This window comes from Mycobacterium sp. RTGN4 (assembly GCF_033804635.1).
GTDB lineage: Bacteria > Actinomycetota > Actinomycetes > Mycobacteriales > Mycobacteriaceae > Mycobacterium.
On sequence record NZ_JAPZLB010000017.1, the window covers coordinates 69,364 to 87,812 of the forward strand.

Here is an 18,449-nt window from a genome sequence, read left to right on the forward strand (position 1 = left end):
GCTCCCAAGGGCCAGGCGTGCAACTGATCTCCGTCGACGACATTCGCGATGCCGCCGAGCGCATCCGCGGTTCTGTGGTGCGCACACCGCTGGTCCCAGCGCCGTGGGCGGATCCGGAACGGCCGCTGTGGATCAAGCCGGAGAACCTTCAGGCGATCGGCGCGTTCAAGGTCCGCGGCGCGTTCAACGCCATCGGACGCCTCGATGAAGCGACCCGGGCTAGGGGAGTGGTGGCCTACTCGAGCGGCAACCACGCCCAGGCCGTTGCATACGCCGCAGCGACGTACGACATTCCGGCCCACATCGTCATGCCCGAAGAGACGCCCGAGGTCAAGGTCGCAGCCACCCGCGGGTACGGCGCCGAAGTGGTGTTGTGTGCCGCCGGTGAGCGCGAGGCGGTGGCCGACGATCTGGTGGTCCGCACCGGTGGCGTCTTGGTGCCGCCGTTCGACCATCCCGACATCATCGCCGGACAGGGCACCATCGGCCTGGAGATCGCTACCGACCTACCAGACGTCTCCAACGTCATCGTGCCGGTCAGCGGCGGCGGGCTGGCCTCCGGCATCGGTACAGCGGTCAAGGCATTGTGCCCGCGGGCAAGGGTTTTCGGCGTCGAACCCGAGTTGGCGGCGGATACGGAGGCGTCGTTGCGGGCCGGCCATCGCGTCGACTGGTCCATCGCCGACCGCAACCGCACCATCGCAGACGGGCTGCGCTCGCAACCGTCCGAGCTTACGTTCGCGCATCTACAAAGGGTGCTCGACGACCTGATCACGGTGTCCGAGGACCAAATCCGCGCTGCCGTGCGCGAACTCGCACTTCGCGCACACCTGATCGCCGAACCAAGCGGCGCGGTGGCACTGGCCGCCTACCGCAATTTCGCGCTGCCGCCCGGGCCTACCGTGCTGGTGCTCTCCGGCGGCAACATCGAACCCGCACTCCTGAAAGAGCTTCTGAACGCTTGAATTACGCTCAGTGCACGCCTTCCATCAGTCGGCTGATCCAGCCTGACAGTCCGAACACCACGAGTCCGACCACGATGGCGACGACGCCGAGGATCCCGAAGTAGGCGAATTCGTGCGCCGGATCGTAGTACCTGGCCAGCACGCCGGACATCGAGGTGCCGAGCCCAACCGAGAAGAAGTACAGCGCCATCATCTGAGCGCGAAACGCTTGTGGCGCAAGCTTGGTGGTCACCGAGAGCCCGATCGGCGACAGCAGCAGCTCGGATATCGCGAACACCGCCAGGATGCCTGCGATCAATAGCGCAGGCACGGCCTTCCCGGTGGTGCCCGCCATCGGCAGGAACAACAGGAAGGCCGCGCCCATCCCGATCACGCCATAGGCGAACTTGCGCGGAGTGGTCGGCGCCCGGTTGCCCAGGCGCGTCCACATCACCGCAAAGACGGGCGACAGCAAGATGATCCACACCGGCTCGATCGAACCGACCCAGCTCGACGGTGCCGTCCATCCGAAGATCGACCAGTTCATCCGCTCGTCGGAGTACACGGCCAAGACCGTGAAGATCTGTTGGAACAGCGACCAGAACACCGCGTTCGCGATGAACAAGGGGATGAACGCCCGCACCCGGGTCTTCTCCACCGGTTCCACCTTCGCGCTCGTCAACATCACGACGAAGTACGCCAAGGACGCGACGATGATCACCCCGGTGGTCACCTGCGAGAGGTTCGCCAGCGTCACCAACCCCGCCCACATCACGACGACGATCAGCGCCACGACCGCCAGTGCGGCGCCGACGTAGACGGCAATGCGGTTGGATGGCAACGGATTCGGAACCTCACGCCCGTGTGTGCCGAGATTGCGCCGGAAGACGACGTACTGGATCAGGCCCAGCGCCATTCCGATGGCGGCCGCACCGAACCCGTAGTGGAATCCGACCCGAGTCTGCAGCAGCCCCGTGATCAACGGCCCGATGAACGCGCCGAGGTTGATGCCAAGATAGAACAGCGTGAACCCGCCGTCGGCCCGCGCGTCACCCTTGTCGTACAGCGTGCCGAGCAGTGAAGACGCGTTGGCCTTGAGCGCGCCGGAGCCGAGCGCGACCAGCGTCAGCCCGACGCCGACACCGGTCAATCCGGGCAGGATCGCAAGCGCGATGTGCCCGAGCATCACCACGACACCGCCGTAGAAGACAGTGCGTTCCATTCCGAGCACCCGGTCGGCGATCCAGCCACCGAGCACCGTGGACAGGTACACCAGCCCGCCGTACGCGCCAACGATCCCCGTCGCGGTGGTCTTGGGCAGCTCCAGCCCGCCCTGCGTGACCTCGTAGTACAGGTAGTAGCCGAGAATGGTCAGCATCCCGTAGAAGGAGAACCGTTCCCAGAGCTCGACCCCGAACAGGTTCACCAACCCGACGGGGTGGCCGAATATCGTCCGTTCGACCCGCCGATCGTCGGCCAGTTCCGCGTCCATGGCGCCACCCTTTCACGTCTAGGCGCCCCGTGACCGGCGGTTCGTTGCCCCAGCGAGCCCGATGTCAGCTTGCCGGGTAGTGTCACCGGGAAACGTGGATGACCACGCTGTCGGCACCGTTCGGGTGCCCTAGTGTCTCCGCCCTGGGCGTGGCCACATCGTGGTCCGAAGGGGTGCATGTGGACGCGGTGTTGGGCTTGTCGATGACTCCCACGTCCGTTGGCCTGGTGCTCGTCGAAGGACATGACGCCGACGGCGCCACCGTGGATCACGAGGCCATCGACATCGACCACGGGTCCATCGCCACCTCCGAGCAGGCGACGGCCGCCGTGCTCCGCACCGAGGCGATCGCCGCGACGCGCGGAATCCGACTGCACTCCATCGGCGTGACCTGGAGCGAAGACGCCGACCACCAGGCGTCCCTGCTGATGCGATCGCTTTCGGAGTCCGGATTCGACAACGTGGTACCCATCCGCCTTCCGGAGGCCACCGAGGCGCTGGCCCGCGGCATGGCCGACGTCATCGGCTACCAGACCACGGCGGTGTGCGTCATCGAGCCGGAGACGGTGATCACGCTGATCGTTCACTCCGGCGAGTCGGCCAACGGTTCGGTGCAAACCGCCTTCAACCACGCCATCGACACCGACCAGAGTCTGATCAGCTGGCTCAGCTCGGTATTCACAAAGGCCGACTGGCAGCCAGAGGCCCTGGTGGTGGTGGGTTCGGCAGGCAATTTCGACGAGCTTCTGCCACGGCTCGAGGATGCCTTGTCCGTGCCCGTGTTCTCCCCGGCCGAAGCCGAGTTGGCGCTCGCGCGCGGAGCGGCGTTGGCGTCCACGCGCGCGGTCGAACTTCCGTTCGCCGAGTTCGGTGGGTTCGACCAACCGGCCGTACCCGCCGAGCCACGTTGGTCGGACGCCCGTCGTCGTGCCATGGCGCACAACGGCGCATTGACGATGCTGGTGGTCGGCGTGGTGACGTTCGTCGCATCCGTTTCGGCCGCACTCAGCCTCGAATTCTCGCCGCACGAACAGCCGGCCACCGTCGACTCCGTTCGTACCGCCGACACCCGCGAAGCCCCGGCGGCAGCACGGGAAGCCGTCCGGCCTGCCCTGCCGCCGCCACCCGTGGCGATTCCCGCGGCACCGGTGCTACCGCCTCCGCAGGCCCCGCCGGTCGAGGTCGAGGCGCCGGTCTCCGATGTGCCCGCCGAGGCGCCGACCTACGTCGACAGTCCTGCCACCGTGCCCGACGACCCCGCGGCGGCGCTTCCGCCCGATCCGGCCGCAGCACCGCCCCCGTACGTCCCTCCGGTCGCCGTTCCTGCGCCGGTAGTCATGCCGACGAAGAAGCCGCTTCACACGCGCATCATGGACCGCATCCGCGGCGTCAACGATCCAGATCCCGAGGAATTCGCCCCGCCGGTTCCGCCACCCGCTCCGATGCTTCCGGCAGATGCCCCACCGGTGCCGCCTGTCCAGTAACGGGTCGGCCTCGGGAGGGCGCGACGTCCTTCGCGTGGCGCTCCGGACCGCCCTGGTATTTGCCGTGGTGCTGGCGTTGGTCACCGTCGAACTGAGCTCGCGCTCTGGCGTGATGTGGCGGCTGGTGACGTTCACGTATCAGGCGAATCTGTTGGCTGCGGCGTACTACGCGTGGACGTTGGTGTCGCCCAAGGCAGATGCTCGGGCCGGGTTGCGTGGCGCCGTCGTGCTGTACGTGGTCGTCGCCGGGCTGATCTGGAACATGTTCCTCACCGGGCACAGCATGGGCTACACCCCGGCGAACCTCCTGTTGCACGTCGCCGTGCCGGTACTGGCCTTGGCGGATTGGTTGCTGATCGGTCGGGGCCAGGCGCCTGTGCAGTGGTGGCAGCCGTTCGCGTGGCTGGTCTATCCGGCGGCGTACGGAGTGTTGGCCCTCGTGGTGCTCAATCAGGTGGGCCGGCGCGCGCCGTACTTCTTCCTCGACCCCGCCAGCGTGGGAATCCCTGCCGTCGCGGCCAATTTCGGGTTACTCGGGCTCGGCATCCTCGCGCTCGGTTTCGTACTGTTGGCCGTGACCCGGCCTCGGCTAACGCCCGACAGCGGCGAGCCCACCTAACATGTATGTCAGGCCCGAACTTGGAGGATGGAACTTGCCCAGAGCTTTGCGTTATGTGCTGGCGATAGCGGGGACTGCCACGCTGCTGCTGACCGGATCGGTCAGCACCGGCGAAGCGGCCACACCCGGACCCGCTACCGTCTCGAACATCGCACCCGCCCCAGGCGACGTCGTCGGCGTCGGCATGCCGGTCACGGTGACCTTTGCCCGCTCCGTCGCCGACCGCGCCGCCGCGGAACGTTCGATCCACTTCTCGACACCTGGTGCACGAGGCAGCTTCACGTGGCTGGGCGACGACGTCCTCCAGTTCACGCCGAGCACCTACTGGCCTGCGCATTCCACTGTCGCGATGTCGGTGGGTGGCATCAAGGCCAGCTTCGACACGGGTGCGGCGGTGGTGGGCGTCGCGGATCTGAATGCACATACGTTCACCGTGAGCGTCGACGGCCAGGTGGTGCGCACGATGCCTGCCTCGATGGGCAAGCCCAAGCACCCGACGCCCATCGGTTCGTTCACCGCGTTGGAGAAGCAGTCGCCTGTGATCATGGATTCGCGCACCATCGGGATCCCGCTCAATGACCCCGAGGGTTACAAGCTGACCGTGTACAACGCGGTTCGCGTGACCTGGGGTGGTGTGTACGTGCACTCGGCGCCATGGTCGGTCGGATCACAAGGCAATTCGAACGTCAGCCACGGCTGCATCAACTTGGGTCCCGACAACGCCGCCTGGTACTACGACAACGTCCACATCGGCGATCCGATCATCGTTCAGGCGTAGCCGCGTGCAGGTTCTTCGCGGTCGGTGACGCTGCGACGGTCGTCGCGTCCGGATAGGTACCGAGTATGCGGTCGGCCGTACCCGCACTGGTCACCGTGAACCAGTAGTGCTCGTTGCGGTAGTGGTGCTGCCGGTGATTCATCCAAATGGCACGGTATAGCCGGCTTTTCGGCTTGTAGTCGCTGTGAATGAGGTAGTGGCACCATTCGTAGCCGAGACCCAAGATCGTGACGAACATCAGAGCGGTCAGCCCGAGTCCGGTGCGCGGGAAGGCGAGTAACGCGATGCCGACGGAAACCGGGATCACCCACAGCAGCGCCGGCCACGGGATGAAGATCAGCGGTACCTCGCGTGGATTCACGTGGTGTTCACGGTGTTTGCGCGCCAGCAGGGAGTCGATGGTGAGCCGGCCCATTCGCCTTGGCCGCCAATGCAATACGAAGACGTGGACCATCCATTCGAAGAACGGAAATGCGGCGAGCATCGCGAGGGGGACGAGCAGGTCGGCAACTCCCCAACCACCGACGACGATGCGCGCAGTCAGCGCAACGACCAGCGCGACGCCGATCATCCATGGCGATGGGTGGCGCCAGAACTCCCGCGCCGCGGCGGGCAGCGCGAACGTGCGGCGTGCGGCTCTGGATGACGTCGTCGTGGTCATCGTTTTTCCTCCATGGCGTCAAGCGCCGCGAGTAGCGCGGTGGTGGCAGGTTCAAGAAGGTTCCGCGCGGCGGTTTCGGCGCGTTCGGCGTCGGAGGCGCGGATGGCCGAGGCGATGTCGCGATACGCGTCCGGGCGCCCGACTTCGTCGGCCATCATGACGGCGAGCGCAGGCAGCGCGGGCTCGTAGGTGGCGCGAAGGGTGTTGTACATCAAGCGAAATGCGATGGAATCGGCACCGTCGACGAGCTGATCCCAGAAGGTCAAGGCGTGGCGCTGACGTTCGACCGGGTCTTGCTCGCGGGCCAGCACGTCGACGGTCGCCTCCAACGCGTCCGCGGTCTCGGGCCCGCGGCGCAGCGCCGCCAGCTGGGCCACCTTCGGACCGTTGTGGAGGCGGGTCTCGAGAATGCTGCGCACCACCGAGACGTCGACTTCGCCGGCTCTGATGAGCAGCCGTGGCAGCAGGTCGAGTCCGGCGTGACGGCGGAAGTCACGCACCGTGCTGGCGTCGCCCTGACGCACCTCGACCAATCCAACCTCGGTCAGGCGTTTGAGCGCCTCGCGTACGGCGGGTCTCGATACTCCGAGCACCTCGGCCAGGCGCCGCTCACTGGGCAACGCCTCACCAGGCTGCATGTCGCCGCTGAGCACCTCCGCGACGATCTGTTCGAAGACGTCCTCGGGTACCGACCGACGGTTGACCGGTTGCAATGCCATGGCACGACCATGGCACGCCGTCGGTCAGAGGTCAAGTGGTCTTACCAGTCGCTACTGCGGCACGCCCGTGTACTCGGGGTTCGGCGGGACCGACAGTGCGATGCCGATGCGGTTGGTAGCGCCGATGAACGCCGCGATCGAGATGCCCTCCAGGATCTGGTGGTCGTCGAGCCCGAGCTCACGCAGCCGGTCGTAGTCGGCGTCGCGGATGGACTGGGGATCGTTGTTGACCGCGACGGCAAGGTCCGCGAGTGCGCGTTCGCGTTCGGTCAGTTCCGCGACCTGATGGTGGTCGATGGCCACGCGCTGACCGAAGGACCAGTCACCTGCGACCTTGCCGAGCTTGTTGGCGTGGTTGGTGTGGCAGTAGGCGCAACGGTTCTCGCCGGAGACGACGGTGGCGATCACCTCGCGTTCGCGTGGACTCAGCCCACCTCGCCCGTCCGTGCCCAGCAGAGGCAGCAGGTAACCGTTCAGCCGCTCCAGGTCGCCCTCATTGAGCGAAAGCGCACGAAACCAGTTGGAGGTCAACCCTTCTTCGCGTTGTTGGCGGGCGAAGAAGCCGCGCACCGCTGGTGTCGCCAGGTCGTCGAGTGGCGGCACCTCCAGTCGGGAGATGCGGTTGGGAGTCAGGGGAGTGGCGTGCGCAGCGGTCGGGTCGGCAGTCGTGGTCACGACGTCAGCATGAGTCGGCGCGCGGTAACCGCCAAGGTTTGTGCACCAGCAGACCAAAACCCTTGCGGGCGCCGCATTCAGCGCAGCGCAGCAGCGGTCGCCTCGTCGGCGGGTAGGAACGCCTCGATGCTCAGCTCGGCGGCCGTCAGGTCAAGCGCTGTCCCGAATGTCGTCACCGTGCTCAAGAAGGTCAGCGTCCGTCCACCAGGACCATCCAACTTCAGCGGGACCACGACTCCACCGAGATCGGTCCCGAGATCGAAACCGCCTGGGTAGGAATCGAGCTCGGCGAGCAACGCAGCCAACTCGTTCGATCCGCTGACCGTCACCTCCCTGCGCAGCCGGCCGATCACGTGGTGACGCCATTGCCCGAGATTGCGAATCCGTGGCGCAAGCCCCTCGGGGTGCAACGAGATGCGTAGCGCATTCGGCGGATCGAGCAGGTGCGGCGCGACGCCCTCCAGCAGCAGCCCGGCCCCTGCGTTCGCCACCACGATGTTCCAACCGCGGTCGACCGCCAGACACGGAAACGGCTCATAGGCCTTCAGCACCTGTTCGACACCGTCCCGCACCGCTGACATGTCCGGATCCTGCAGCGTGCGCTCCGAGTAGACGGGCGCAAGCCCCGCTGCCATCAGGAGCTGGTTCTGCTCCCGCAACGGCACGTCGAGTGCGTCGGCCAGCCGCAGCACCATGGCGCGACTCGGCGCGGACCGTCCGGTCTCGATGAAGCTCACGTGCCGCGAGGACACGTCGGCCTCGATGGCCAACTCGAGCTGGGACAGGCGACGCCGCTGCCGCCACTGCTTCATCAGCGCACCAAAGGGCGGGTGCTGGGTGTGCGCGGTCGTCATCGAAACAGTCTGGCGCAGCGGGCGGCGCTCGATCCACTACCTGGCAGGTAATTGCTTCGCCTACCCGCCGCGGCGCACGCTGAATGTGTCCGGAGCAATCCGGCGCACGAAGAGGAGGCGACGATGCAAACCCGTCCGGCCCAAGCGGTGTCACCCGTTCCGCGGTGGTTGCGGTTCGTGTTGAAGTCCGATCGCGCAGGCTCGTCGTGGTTCATCGGACTGGGCTTCTTCTTTGCGCCGGTACTCCTCGTCGTTTCGCCGTGGCCCGAACTGACGAAGGCGCTGTGGTTGATCATCGCCCTGGCCGGACTGTGGCTGGGCCTACTCGGTATCGCGATGGCGACGGGGCTGGCGAAGGTGTTGCGCACCGGTGCCGAGCTACCCGAGGCCTACTGGCGGTCGATCATCGACTACCCGGGCGCACCGAAAACCACTGTGCCGCAGTCCAATATCGCCGAAGCGGCTCCGAAGTTACTTCGCCGCTGAGGCTCCCGTGTAGTCGACCTGCCAGTGCTTGATGCCGTTGAGCCAGCCCGACCGCAGGCGTTCGGGCTTGGCCAGCGACGTGAGGTCCGGCATCGCGTCGGCAATCGCGTTGAACATCAGGTCGATGGTCATCCGGGCCAGGTTGGCGCCGATGCAGTAGTGGGCGCCCGTCCCGCCAAAGCCGACGTGCGGGTTGGGGTCGCGCAGAATGTTGAACGTGTACGGCTCGTCGAACACGTCCTCGTCGAAGTTGGCCGAGCGGTAGAACATCACCACCCGCTCACCCTTCTTGATCGCCACGCCGCCCAGCTCGGTGTCCTCCAACGCGGTGCGCTGGAACGAGGTGACCGGGGTGGCCCACCGGACGATCTCGTCAGCCGCGGTCCCGGGCCGGTCGCGCTTGAACAGCTCCCACTGCTCGGGGAACTCCGCGAACGCCATCATGCCCTGGGTGATCGAGTTGCGCGTGGTCTCGTTACCCGCCACCGCCAAAATGATGACAAAGAAGCCGAACTCGTCGTCGGTGAGCTTGTGACCCTCGACGTCGGCCTGAATCAGCTTGGTGACGAGATCCTCGGTGGGGCTATCGGCGCGCTCGGCCGCCAGCTGCATGCCGTACATCATCAGTTCGGCCGAGGCGGTGAGCCCATCGTTGGACGCGAACTCCGGATCCTGGTCGCCGACAAGCTGGTTGGACCAGTCGAACAGCTTCTTGCGCTCTTCCTGCGGCACGCCCATCAGGCCCGCGATGGCCTGCAGCGGAAGCTCGCAGGACACCTGCTCGACGAAGTCCCCGGAACCCTCGGCCGCCGCCTTGGCAGCGATGTCACGGGCGCGGTCGGCAAGGTCGGCGCGCAGCAGTTCGATGGCGCGCGGAGTGAAGGCGCGCGAGATGATCTTGCGCAAGTGGGTGTGGTGCGGTGCGTCCATGTTGAGCAGCACCACCCCCCGGCTGGCGTTGATCTGGTCGAGCGAAGAACCTTCGGCATACCGCGGCAGCGCCGTCTTCTCCTGGCTGGAGAACACGTCGCTGCGCCGTGACACTTCCTTGACGTCCTTGTGCTTGGTCACCACCCAGTAACCGCCGTCGCCGAAACCGCCGACATCCGCCGGCTGTTCGTTCCACCAGATCGGCGCCACCTTGCGCATCTCAGCGAGTTCCTCGATGGGCAAACGCTCGGCGTAGATGTCGGGGTCGGTGAAGTCGAACCCGGCGGGGAGGTTCGGAGTCCGCGCGCTGTTTGGCATCTGATGAGCTCCTGGAGACGACGTGATCTAGTGGCGGTAAGGCATTGCTACACCACAGATGGCGGGCACCGCGGCGGCTTTCCAAAAGTCCGAGGAACTCACAAGTGAAACCTGTTCCCATTCCAGATTTGTAACGAAATTCTCATCAAACGGGAGAGACCCCAGAGGTACCATCAGTCCCTGGGGCAACAGCGAGAGGCATCTGCGATGAGTGTCGACGTCCGAAGCTTTCTGACGGCATTTGCATGCGGCGCGTCGGTACCTGCCGTGGCGCTGTTCGTCGCAGTGAGCGCGTCCGCCGATCCAGCCGCGCCCGCGGTGCCGCCGGGGCCCAATCCCGCGCCCGCCGTGGTGGCAGCGGCGCCTGCGCCCGGGCCTTTGGCGCCGCCCGACGGCGACGGGGCAACCCCGCCGGTGCCCGATCAATTGCCAACGCCACCCAACGGCATCTCCCACCTCGCGAGTCCCGACGCCCCGCCGCCAGGTTCGACGATGAATCCCGAGGAAGCCGATAGGGACTCGCCGAACGTCAGCTACCTCAAAGACCTCTGGCAGGCCGTCCAGAACCACGACATCAGCGGCAAACAAGCTCTGCTGATGGGAGTGGCACAGCGTGGCATGAATACGCCGTACCCGGATCAGGCCCCCGGCCCGAACGTGCCGACCTCACCGGTAGATCCCGCGGCGGCACCTCCGCCGCCTGCGCTGCCCGATGCGCCGCCTGTGCCGCCAGCACCGGCCGTCCCACTCCCGGCAAGCCCGTAAGAACCGCGGACGGCCCGAGCGAGCAGCGACGACACCGTCCGCACGTGAGTCCGCCGAACCGCCGCCCACAACGCGCGCGTGACCGCGGTCCGATGGTGCACGAACGTGGCGAAGAGCAAACCGTCCGGACGCCGCGCGAACAGCAGTTCGCCGGGCATTCCGATCCGCGAGCCCCTGCCGAGAAGTAGCGAGTCGGCGCTGCTGCGCCGAATGTCCCAGCCCAGCACGGATCGGTCGGTCTCAGCGCTCTTGAGGCCAAGTGCCGACCAGCCGGCCAGCAGCTGACTGCGCGTCTCGGGGGGAGCTTCTTCCAGCACCGCGATTGCCCAGCGCTCGGGCGTCCAGTCGCCGTGTGCGCTCGTGTCGACGAGGAACGCGTCGGCGTAGTCGATCGTGGGCAACGTGCTCAGGTCGCGGATGCCGGAAGGTACGTCCACCTGACGTACGGATTGCTGTCGCCATCGTTGGCCGATGGAGCGCAGCATCAGCGGGTAGACCAGGGCGTAGCGGAATGGGGCGATCGCGGCTACGTAGGCGCCCCCGTACCGTCCGTTGGGCTTGACGAGCACCGCAAGTTGGCCGCGGTGACCGCCGTTTCGGTCGGGCTTCCAGCCGAGGTGGAGCACGCCGTGCACGGTCGCGTTGGCGATCTCGAAGGCCGCTTCGCGATTGGTCGCGTACAAGAGTCGAAACGGCGAGTCAGCGGGCCAAGCTACCTCGACGTCGCCCCGAAGGTCGGCGGGTAGGTGTGCGCGCAGCGAGGGCACGCGAGCGTCGAGCCCCCTGTCACTTCGGTCCAGGCCCAGCCAATCGCCCACCCGCCACCGGATCGCGAACAGTGCACGCACGACGGGGGAGGACGCTGCGGGGTCGAATGATTCGATCAACTTCACCAGGCGGGGAAAGTCGTCGGGACCGCCGACCGTGGGGAGCGCCCACACGTCCTCTACGCGAAAGTCCTTGGCGATGTCGTGGATTCGCCACGGCATACGGGTGTGGGCGCTGATCGGTAGCATGCCGAATCGTTGCATACATAACTGTATGTATGATCAGATCATCTTGTCAACGGTCGGTTTCACCTCAGGAGGGTCAATGCCAGCACCCACCCGGACCACTCGCAGCGCATGGATCGACGCCGGGCTGTCCGCCTTGGCCGAGGGGGGTCCCGACGCCGTGCGAGTGGACACGCTGGCGCAAGCGCTTGGCGTGACACGCGGCGGCTTCTATCACCAGTTCGACGACCGGCAGGCACTGCTCGACGCGCTCCTCGACACGTGGGAGACCAGGAGCGCGGACGAGGTACTCGAGCGAGTCGAACGGGAAGGGGGCGACGCCCGGTCGAAGGTCACCAAGGCCGGCCTGCTGACCTTGTCCGAAGAGTTGCTGCCCGTGGACCTCGCGGTCCGGAACTGGGCGCGCCGCGACGCGACGGTCGCCGATCGCCTGCGCCGCGTCGACAACCGCAGGATGGACTACCTCAGGGTATTGATATCGGAGTGGCACGCGGACCCCGAAGACGTGGAAGCTGTTGCTCTGATGGCATTTTCGTTGTTGATCGGAAACCACTTCATCGCAGCCGACCATGGCCCTCGCAAGCGCGCGGCCGTGCTTCGGCGAGCCGCCGCGCGGCTGCTTGCCTAGCCGACGACGAGTTCGACGCGGGCGGGCACGTGCTTGTGCCAGGGCGTACCCGCGAACGCGTCGCGCCATTGCGATGAGGTCAGTTCGTTTGGTGCGACCCCGGGGGTGACCGCCTTGCCGTCGGCTTCGACGTGGTCGACGCCGAAGCCATTCGGAAGCGAGACGTGCCCGGCTTGCATTGCTTCGCTGACTTCGACGGTCGCATTGGCCCGGCCCGCCGCGGTGCTGATACGCACGTGATCGCCGTCGACGACGCCGAGCGCACTGGCATCCTCGACGCTGATTCTCAGTGCACCATCCACGTCGCGCTTGCGCCACGACGGATCGCGGAGGATGTCGTTGGCGGTGTAGGCCCTCCGCTCGCCCGCCGACAGCACCAAGGGAAACTCCGCGCTGGTCAACGCGGCACGGCTGTCGGTCAAAGCCCTGGCTTCCTCGAGCATTTCCGGAATGTCGAGGGCAATCTTCTTGTCGGAGTGCGTGATCAGCGCAAAATCGTCCTGGTATTCGTGCACGGTGAAGGTCACGCCCGAACGGCTGGCCAGAATCGCCTCGAAGAGTGCGTTGCCGTCGGTGTGGCCAGCCCGTGCCACCGCTTGCGGGTACGTCATCGCCGTCTTCTGGGCCAGCCCCCACAGCGCTGCGGCGCCGGCGAGCCCCTCCGGCAGAGCGGGGCCCAACGTTTCGTAGAGCACGAACGGCAACACCCGGCCCAGCGCCGGATTCGTGCCGACGGCGGCGAGGAAGGCTGACGTGTACGCGTCGAGACCTTCGGCCGCCGCGCGGCGAAGCGGACGCAGGTCCTCGTCGTCGACCACACCTAGTGCACGGACCAGGCGGGCCCAGATCTCAGGTTCGGCGAGCGTGCCAGGTAGCGGCACCATCAACGGGTGACGCAGCTGAAAGGTGTTGTGCGGGAACTCGAGATTGAAGAACGTGGCTTCGGGTTTCTCGTATTGACTGGCGGCCGGGAGTACATAGTGCGCGAGCCGCGCGGTCTCCGTCATCGCAACGTCCACGACGACCAAGAGATCCAGTGACAGCAGCGCTTCGCGCACCCGCGCCGAGTCCGCCACCGAGTGCGCCGGGTTGCTGCTCTCGACGATCATCGCGCGAAACCTGTCGGGATGATCCGTGAGGATCTCCTCAGGCACCACGTTGGACGGCACCAACCCGGCGATGATCGGCGCGCCGGTCACGGGCGTGCGGCCGACCCCGCCGACGCTGAACAACGGCGCGAACGACGAATGCAGATGCTGGGCACCACGTTTGGCGAAGTTGCCGGTGAGGATCCAGAGCAGCTTGTTCAGATACGAGCACAGCGTGCTGTTGGGCGCCTGCTGGATCCCGAGATCCTCGAAGACGGAAACGCTCTCGGCGCTTGCGATCCGGCGGGCCGCCGCGCGGAGCAAGCCCTCGTCGACGCCGCACCGCCTCGCGTAGTCCGCGACCCCGACGTTCCGCAAGACGGCGCGGACGTCGTCGACTCCCGTGACGTGTTCGGTGAGGAACCGCTCGTTGCACAGCTCTTCCTGCACCAGGATCGCGGCAAGCGCCGCCAGACACCAAGCGTCGGTACCCGGGCGCACGCGCACATGGAAGTCAGCGAGCTTGGCGGTATCGGTGATGACCGGGTCGATGACGATCATGGAGCGGGCGGGGTCCTTGGCGATCTCGTTGAGCACGACACGCGCGCGCGGAAAGCTTTGCGACATCCAGGGGTTCTTGCCGATGAACACCGACACCTCGGCATGCTCGAACTCGCCACGCGTGTGGCCGCCGTACAGCTGCGCGTCGACCCAATGCTCGCCGGTCTTCTCCTGCGCGAGCGCGTTGGATCGATAGCGCGAGCCGATCGCCTTCAGGAACGCGCCGCTGTAGGCGCCCCCGAGGTGGTTACCCTGACCGCCGCCACCGTAGTAGAAGATCTTGTCGCCGCCATGGTTGTCGCGGATCGCCTCGAACCCTTCGGCGATCTCCGAAATCGCGGTGTCCCAGTCGATTTCCTCGTAGCTGCCGTCCGACCGCCTACGCAGCGGTGTGGTCAGCCGGTTGCGGTTGTTCTGATAGTGGTCGAGGCGCAGCGCCTTGTTGCAGGTGTAGCCCTGCGACGCGGGATGGTCCTTGTCGCCACGGATCTTCGCAATCTTGCGATCGTCGAGTTGAACGACGATGCCGCAATTGCATTCGCACAGGATGCAGGCGGTCGAATGCCACTCGTTGCCATCAGCGTTCATCGTGGGCGCTCCCATGCTCGGTCTCCGCGGCCACCATGACGCGCAATTGTCGGTGGACCAGGTCGAGTGGTTTCATGTCGCGGGCCGTGCGGGCGACGAGGATCGCACCCTCGATCGACGTCATGAGCAACATCGCAAGTTCCTCCGCGCGTGGGGGAGCGACACCATCTGCTTCGAGGCGTCGGCCGATGAGTTCGGTCCAGCGGGAGAACGCGGCCGCGGCCCGGTCGATCACCTGTTGGTTGTCGGCCTCGACCGCGACGGCCACTACCGGGCAGCCGGCGCGGAAGTCGGACTCGATCAACGACTTGCGGAACCCCTCGACGATGACATCGACGGCCGCCACGCTGGTGTCGGCCTTCGCCACGCGCGCCGCCGTGAACTCGGCGGCATAGTCGACCGCCTCGCAGAGCAGTTGCGTGCGTCCGCCGGGAAAGTGGTGATATGCCGAGCCACGGGGTGCACCGCTGTGTTCGAGGACGTCGGAGATGGCCGTGGAATGCGCGCCGCGTTCGCGGATCAGCAAGGCGGTGGAGATGATCATTCGTTCGCGAGGACTCACCATTATGTAGAGCATCATACATAGCGTCACGCTAGCGACAGCCCTGTTGCAGAACACGGCGGAAACGTCGCGAGATCTGCACGAGGATCGCCACCTCAACAACGAAAGTCCCGCCGACATGGCGCCGGCGGGACTTCGGGAGAGCGGGTTAGACCGAAGCGGCCTCGTTGAGCTCGTTCAGCGTGTTGGTGGCCTCCAGGTACTCCTGGACCCAGCGCTCGATGACCGCGGAGGTCTTCTCCACCTTCTCGAATTGCCCGACCACCTGGCCGACCGGGTTGAACGCCACGTCGACGGTCTCGTCGGGGTACTTGTGCGTGGCGGACACCGCTAGTCCGGAGACCATGAACTGCAACGGCATTCCGAGCGGCTTGGGGTTGTCGGGGTTTTCCCACGCGTCGGTCCAATCGTTGCGCAGCATGCGCGCCGGCTTGCCGGTGAACGATCGACTGCGCACGGTGTCGCGACTGCCTGCCTTGGCGTAAGCCGCCTGCTGAACCGGGGTGTTCTCGGCTTCCTCGACCATCAGCCACTGCGAACCGGTCCACGCACCCTGCGTACCGAGTGCAAGTGCCGCGGCGATCTGCTGCCCGCTGCCGATGCCGCCCGCCGCAAGCACCGGTACCGGCGCCACCTCCTTGACCACCTGCGGCCACAGCACGATCGAGCCCACCTCGCCGCTGTGCCCGCCGGCCTCACCGCCCTGGGCGATGATGATGTCGACACCGGCGTCGGCGTGCTTGCGGGCCTGGCTCGGCGATCCGCACAGCGCGGCCACCTTGCGGCCCTCGGCGTGGATGTGCTCGATCATTTCCTTGGGTGGCGTGCCAAGCGCGTTGGCGATCAGCGTCATCCTCGGATGCTTGAGCGCGACCTCGACCTGCGGAGTGGCGGTGGCTTCGGTCCAGCCGAGCAGCCGCAACGTGCTTTCGTTGTCCTCATCGGTGAGCGGGACGCCGTGGTCGACGAGGATCTTGCGGGCGAAGTCGAGGTGTTCCTGCGGCACCATGTCGGCCAGCATCTTCCCGAGCTCGTCGGCGGACAGGTTCGAGTCCATGCCCTCGTACTTGTTGGGGATGACGATGTCGACGCCGTAGGTGTGGTCACCGATGTGCTCGTCGATCCAGTTGAGCTCGACCTCGAGTTGCTCGGGTGTGAAGCCAACCGCACCGAGCACGCCGAAGCCGCCCGCCTTGCTGACGGCGACGACCACGTCGCGACAGTGCGTGAAGGCGAAGATCGGCAGGTCGATGCCAAGTTGATCGCATAGGGCGGTGTGCATGCCTGCTCCTCGGGGTGAACGTCACTAAGAATTGAAACGTGTTCTAGTTTAGTACCTGCCCGTGGACGTTGGGTCAATGGCCGACACGCAGCGGGGGAGAATCGCATCACCGCTGGGAGCGAATGCGGTTAACATCCGCGTTTGTGTCGCCAAAGGACCCCAACACGTGACGCACTGGCTCAATCACTCTCTGGTGCTCGCGTCGGACTACCGCGTGCCCGATCCCGAACGTGTGTGGCCCCTGCTCGAACGACGGCAGGACGGGCTCGCCGAACTGGGCGCTCACCACGTGCTGGTCTATACGTCGACCACCGATCCTGGCCGCGTGCTGGTGCTGATCGCGATCCACACCAAGGAAACGGTCATAGAACTACTGCGCTCGCAGATCTTCTTCGAGTGGTTCGACGCCGTCGGTGTCGAGGACATTCCCGCCGTGTTCGCCGGAGAACTGGTCGAACGCCTCGAGCTTTCCGCGGAGTCTCTGCCGTCGGCCCCCGAGGTGATGGTGTCGGTGGTGACCACCGTGGAGAACGTGACCAATCTGATCACCCACGTGCGGGAAACAGCTGACGATCTTCGGGCCGCAGGGGTGCGCCGCTTGCTGATCTTCGACGCGTTCGACAACGCGCGCGAAGTGATGATGCTGTTTCAGATCGACGACGAGAATCACGCTCGCCATTGGCTGCGTGACTCCGAACTGTCCACGGAGTGGATGGGCAAGGCCGGCATGGGGGCATATCCGCCGGTCTTCGTTGGGAAACTCCAGAGCATGCTGCGTGTCGATGAGGCGGATCAGACGGACGACGGCTGATGTACGTGTGCCTGTGCGTCGGGGTCACGAACCAAGCGGTCGCCGACGCCGTGGCCGCGGGTGCGTCGACGTCCAAGCAGGTGGCCGCCGCATGCGGTGCAGGCTCGGAGTGCGGACGCTGCCGGCGCACGGTGCGGGCGATCGTCGAGGCTAAGCGCGCCGCAACAGGGCCCGCCCAGGACCCCGACGGGCCGAACCGCTGACCCTGAGCACAGGCCAGCCTGCGCGGGCCGCCTCAGCGGCAAGCCCGGAACGCGGGTTTACCGGCCGCGGATGGCCGACGGCACGCATCAAGAACACATCCTCGTCGCCATCGGCGTAGAAGTAACTCCGTTGCAAGTCAACGCCTGTGGCCGCACTGAACGTTTCGACGGCCGCCGCCTTCCTTGCCCCCCAGACGATCGGCGCCACGACGCCGCCGGTCAGCGCGCCACGGTCGTCCACCTCGAAGTGGTTGCAGATGACGGTGGCGACCCCGAGGTGGCGCGCCACCGGTTCGGCGTGAATGGTCAGTGCAGAAGAGCTCACCACGACGGTGTGGCCCCGCTCCTGATGCGCGCGCACCACCTGACGCATGCCGGCGAAGAGGCGAGCCTCGATGTGACGTCGAAACAGCCATTCCCCAAGCGCGTCAAGCTCCGACATGGACTCGCCACGTAAATAGCCAGCGGCCCGGACGATCAGCCGCTCGAATTCCATGCGGCCCAACCGGTAGCGCACCGACGCCTCCAGCACGCCCAACACCTCGCCGATCCTGGCCTGACGATTGCGGATGCGGTGGCCGGCGTGGATTGTTGCCGTGAACCCGGAGACGAGCGTGCCGTCCAGGTCGAAGTAGGCACCGATGTGCGCACCCGAGGGACTCGCCGCGAGCTCCGCCAAATGCGCAGCGACCGAAGCGTCGATGTTCGTTCCCGGGTCGCTTCGTGCGCCCCCGCGAGCTGCAGGTATCTCCAGCCCTCCGTTGTCCATGGTGACCCCCGTTCCCACGGCGAACCGTACCCAACGGCCCCAGTTTGCCTGGCGACTACGTCTGCTTAGCCATTGGTGGTAGCGGTAGGGTTGGTTCGTGCTCCGGCGACGTCGGACTGCAGCTTCGCTTGAGCGCGGAGAAGCCAGTCAACCTGCACGGCAGTAGGACGATCTTGGACGATCACACAGGCCATCGACCAGCCCACGGCGCGGCCGATC

19 protein-coding genes and 1 pseudogene are annotated in these 18,449 nt (G+C 66.2%); 9 read left to right on the top strand and 11 right to left on the bottom strand.

Features of this window, described 5'->3' with window-relative positions:
• Positions 1-17 precede the first annotated feature (17 nt).
• Positions 18-965, top strand: coding sequence for a threonine/serine dehydratase (locus SLQ30_RS28055; RefSeq protein ID WP_319450171.1), 948 nt, complete (start codon positions 18-20; stop codon positions 963-965).
• 7 nt (positions 966-972) lie between these two features.
• Here SLQ30_RS28055 and SLQ30_RS28060 read toward each other — a convergent pair whose 3' ends face one another.
• Positions 973-2,436 (bottom strand): oligopeptide:H+ symporter, encoded by a 1,464-nt coding sequence (locus SLQ30_RS28060; protein ID WP_319450095.1) that lies wholly within the window; start codon positions 2,434-2,436, stop codon positions 973-975.
• Between the two features lie 149 nt (positions 2,437-2,585).
• Here SLQ30_RS28060 and SLQ30_RS28065 point away from each other — a divergent pair, with 149 nt between their 5' ends.
• The 3 genes from SLQ30_RS28065 to SLQ30_RS28075 are packed head-to-tail and all read left to right on the top strand — an operon-like array spanning position 2,586 to position 5,317.
• Positions 2,586-3,920, top strand: a complete 1,335-nt coding sequence (locus SLQ30_RS28065; RefSeq protein ID WP_319450094.1) for a hypothetical protein — start codon at positions 2,586-2,588, stop codon at positions 3,918-3,920.
• A complete protein-coding gene (locus SLQ30_RS28070; protein WP_319450093.1) occupies positions 3,892-4,539 on the top strand; it encodes a Pr6Pr family membrane protein in 648 nt (215 codons plus the stop codon). The genes SLQ30_RS28065 and SLQ30_RS28070 overlap by 29 nt, the downstream gene beginning before the upstream one ends.
• A gap of 55 nt (positions 4,540-4,594) precedes the next feature.
• Positions 4,595-5,317, top strand: coding sequence for a L,D-transpeptidase (locus SLQ30_RS28075; protein ID WP_413468208.1), 723 nt, complete (start codon positions 4,595-4,597; stop codon positions 5,315-5,317).
• On the opposite strand, the gene SLQ30_RS28080 is transcribed toward SLQ30_RS28075, so the two are convergent.
• The 4 genes from SLQ30_RS28080 to SLQ30_RS28095 form a co-directional block, all read right to left on the bottom strand.
• Positions 5,301-5,978, bottom strand: a complete 678-nt coding sequence (locus tag SLQ30_RS28080; RefSeq protein WP_319450092.1) for a sterol desaturase family protein — start codon at positions 5,976-5,978, stop codon at positions 5,301-5,303. The genes SLQ30_RS28075 and SLQ30_RS28080 overlap by 17 nt on opposite strands.
• A complete protein-coding gene (locus tag SLQ30_RS28085) occupies positions 5,975-6,697 on the bottom strand; it encodes a FadR/GntR family transcriptional regulator (protein ID WP_319450091.1) in 723 nt (240 codons plus the stop codon). Before SLQ30_RS28085 ends, SLQ30_RS28080 begins: the two co-directional genes overlap by 4 nt.
• Positions 6,698-6,748: 51 nt before the next feature.
• Complete coding sequence (locus SLQ30_RS28090) at positions 6,749-7,372, bottom strand: peroxidase-related enzyme (protein ID WP_319450090.1); 624 nt, start codon at positions 7,370-7,372, stop codon at positions 6,749-6,751.
• A gap of 77 nt (positions 7,373-7,449) precedes the next feature.
• Entirely contained in the window at positions 7,450-8,226 is a 777-nt protein-coding gene (locus tag SLQ30_RS28095) for a helix-turn-helix transcriptional regulator (RefSeq protein ID WP_319450089.1), read from the bottom strand.
• Between the two features lie 123 nt (positions 8,227-8,349).
• On the opposite strand from SLQ30_RS28095, the gene SLQ30_RS28100 reads away from it, so the two are divergent.
• Entirely contained in the window at positions 8,350-8,712 is a 363-nt protein-coding gene (locus SLQ30_RS28100; RefSeq protein WP_319450088.1) for a hypothetical protein, read from the top strand.
• On the opposite strand, the gene SLQ30_RS28105 is transcribed toward SLQ30_RS28100, so the two are convergent.
• Positions 8,698-9,960 carry a cytochrome P450 gene (locus tag SLQ30_RS28105; RefSeq protein ID WP_319450087.1) on the bottom strand — a complete coding sequence of 421 codons (1,263 nt, stop codon included), beginning with the start codon at positions 9,958-9,960 and terminating at the stop codon, positions 8,698-8,700. The two genes, SLQ30_RS28100 and SLQ30_RS28105, sit on opposite strands and share 15 nt — an antisense overlap.
• A gap of 207 nt (positions 9,961-10,167) precedes the next feature.
• On the opposite strand from SLQ30_RS28105, the gene SLQ30_RS28110 reads away from it, so the two are divergent.
• Positions 10,168-10,725, top strand: coding sequence for a hypothetical protein (locus SLQ30_RS28110; protein ID WP_319450086.1), 558 nt, complete (start codon positions 10,168-10,170; stop codon positions 10,723-10,725).
• Between the two features lie 500 nt (positions 10,726-11,225).
• Here SLQ30_RS28110 and SLQ30_RS28115 read toward each other — a convergent pair.
• Positions 11,226-11,756: pseudogene (locus SLQ30_RS28115) on the bottom strand (DUF2867 domain-containing protein); the annotation flags it as partial.
• Positions 11,757-11,817: 61 nt separating this feature from the next.
• Between SLQ30_RS28115 and SLQ30_RS28120 the strand changes: the two are divergent.
• Positions 11,818-12,366: a TetR/AcrR family transcriptional regulator gene (locus SLQ30_RS28120; RefSeq protein WP_319450085.1), complete on the top strand. Its 549-nt coding sequence runs from the start codon at positions 11,818-11,820 to the stop codon at positions 12,364-12,366.
• Here SLQ30_RS28120 and SLQ30_RS28125 read toward each other — a convergent pair.
• From SLQ30_RS28125 to SLQ30_RS28135, 3 genes are all read right to left on the bottom strand, one after another.
• Positions 12,363-14,603: a molybdopterin-dependent oxidoreductase gene (locus SLQ30_RS28125; RefSeq protein WP_319450169.1), complete on the bottom strand. Its 2,241-nt coding sequence runs from the start codon at positions 14,601-14,603 to the stop codon at positions 12,363-12,365. The genes SLQ30_RS28120 and SLQ30_RS28125 overlap by 4 nt on opposite strands.
• On the bottom strand, positions 14,593-15,168 hold the full coding sequence (locus SLQ30_RS28130) for a TetR/AcrR family transcriptional regulator (RefSeq protein ID WP_319450084.1): 576 nt from the start codon (positions 15,166-15,168) through the stop codon (positions 14,593-14,595). Before SLQ30_RS28130 ends, SLQ30_RS28125 begins: the two co-directional genes overlap by 11 nt.
• A 145-nt stretch (positions 15,169-15,313) precedes the next feature.
• Positions 15,314-16,447 (bottom strand): nitronate monooxygenase family protein, encoded by a 1,134-nt coding sequence (locus SLQ30_RS28135; protein ID WP_319450083.1) that lies wholly within the window; start codon positions 16,445-16,447, stop codon positions 15,314-15,316.
• 166 nt (positions 16,448-16,613) lie between these two features.
• Between SLQ30_RS28135 and SLQ30_RS28140 the strand changes: the two genes are divergently transcribed.
• Complete coding sequence (locus SLQ30_RS28140; RefSeq protein WP_319450082.1) at positions 16,614-17,258, top strand: fatty-acid--CoA ligase; 645 nt, start codon at positions 16,614-16,616, stop codon at positions 17,256-17,258.
• The gene (locus SLQ30_RS28145) at positions 17,258-17,461 is read left to right on the top strand and encodes a bacterioferritin-associated ferredoxin (RefSeq protein WP_319450081.1); all 204 of its coding nucleotides are present in this window, start codon (positions 17,258-17,260) and stop codon (positions 17,459-17,461) included. Before SLQ30_RS28140 ends, SLQ30_RS28145 begins: the two co-directional genes overlap by 1 nt.
• On the opposite strand, the gene SLQ30_RS28150 is transcribed toward SLQ30_RS28145, so the two are convergent.
• Complete coding sequence (locus SLQ30_RS28150; protein WP_319450080.1) at positions 17,409-18,248, bottom strand: HAD-IB family hydrolase; 840 nt, start codon at positions 18,246-18,248, stop codon at positions 17,409-17,411. The genes SLQ30_RS28145 and SLQ30_RS28150 overlap by 53 nt on opposite strands.
• Between the last annotated feature and the right edge of the window lie 201 nt (positions 18,249-18,449).

Bases quoted from the DNA above. Each gene is read 5' to 3' on its own strand.
- SLQ30_RS28060 (WP_319450095.1), bottom strand. From the start codon at position 2,436: ATGGACGCGGAACTGGCCGACGATCGGCGGGTCGAACGGACGATATTC.
- SLQ30_RS28070 (WP_319450093.1), top strand. From the start codon at position 3,892: ATGCCCCACCGGTGCCGCCTGTCCAGTAACGGGTCGGCCTCGGGAGGG.
- SLQ30_RS28080 (WP_319450092.1), bottom strand. From the start codon at position 5,978: ATGACCACGACGACGTCATCCAGAGCCGCACGCCGCACGTTCGCGCTG.
- SLQ30_RS28085 (WP_319450091.1), bottom strand. From the start codon at position 6,697: ATGGCATTGCAACCGGTCAACCGTCGGTCGGTACCCGAGGACGTCTTC.
- SLQ30_RS28095 (WP_319450089.1), bottom strand. From the start codon at position 8,226: ATGACGACCGCGCACACCCAGCACCCGCCCTTTGGTGCGCTGATGAAG.
- SLQ30_RS28100 (WP_319450088.1), top strand. From the start codon at position 8,350: ATGCAAACCCGTCCGGCCCAAGCGGTGTCACCCGTTCCGCGGTGGTTG.
- SLQ30_RS28105 (WP_319450087.1), bottom strand. From the start codon at position 9,960: ATGCCAAACAGCGCGCGGACTCCGAACCTCCCCGCCGGGTTCGACTTC.
- SLQ30_RS28110 (WP_319450086.1), top strand. From the start codon at position 10,168: ATGAGTGTCGACGTCCGAAGCTTTCTGACGGCATTTGCATGCGGCGCG.
- SLQ30_RS28120 (WP_319450085.1), top strand. From the start codon at position 11,818: ATGCCAGCACCCACCCGGACCACTCGCAGCGCATGGATCGACGCCGGG.
- SLQ30_RS28125 (WP_319450169.1), bottom strand. From the start codon at position 14,603: ATGAACGCTGATGGCAACGAGTGGCATTCGACCGCCTGCATCCTGTGC.
- SLQ30_RS28130 (WP_319450084.1), bottom strand. From the start codon at position 15,168: ATGGTGAGTCCTCGCGAACGAATGATCATCTCCACCGCCTTGCTGATC.
- SLQ30_RS28135 (WP_319450083.1), bottom strand. From the start codon at position 16,447: ATGCACACCGCCCTATGCGATCAACTTGGCATCGACCTGCCGATCTTC.
- SLQ30_RS28145 (WP_319450081.1), top strand. From the start codon at position 17,258: ATGTACGTGTGCCTGTGCGTCGGGGTCACGAACCAAGCGGTCGCCGAC.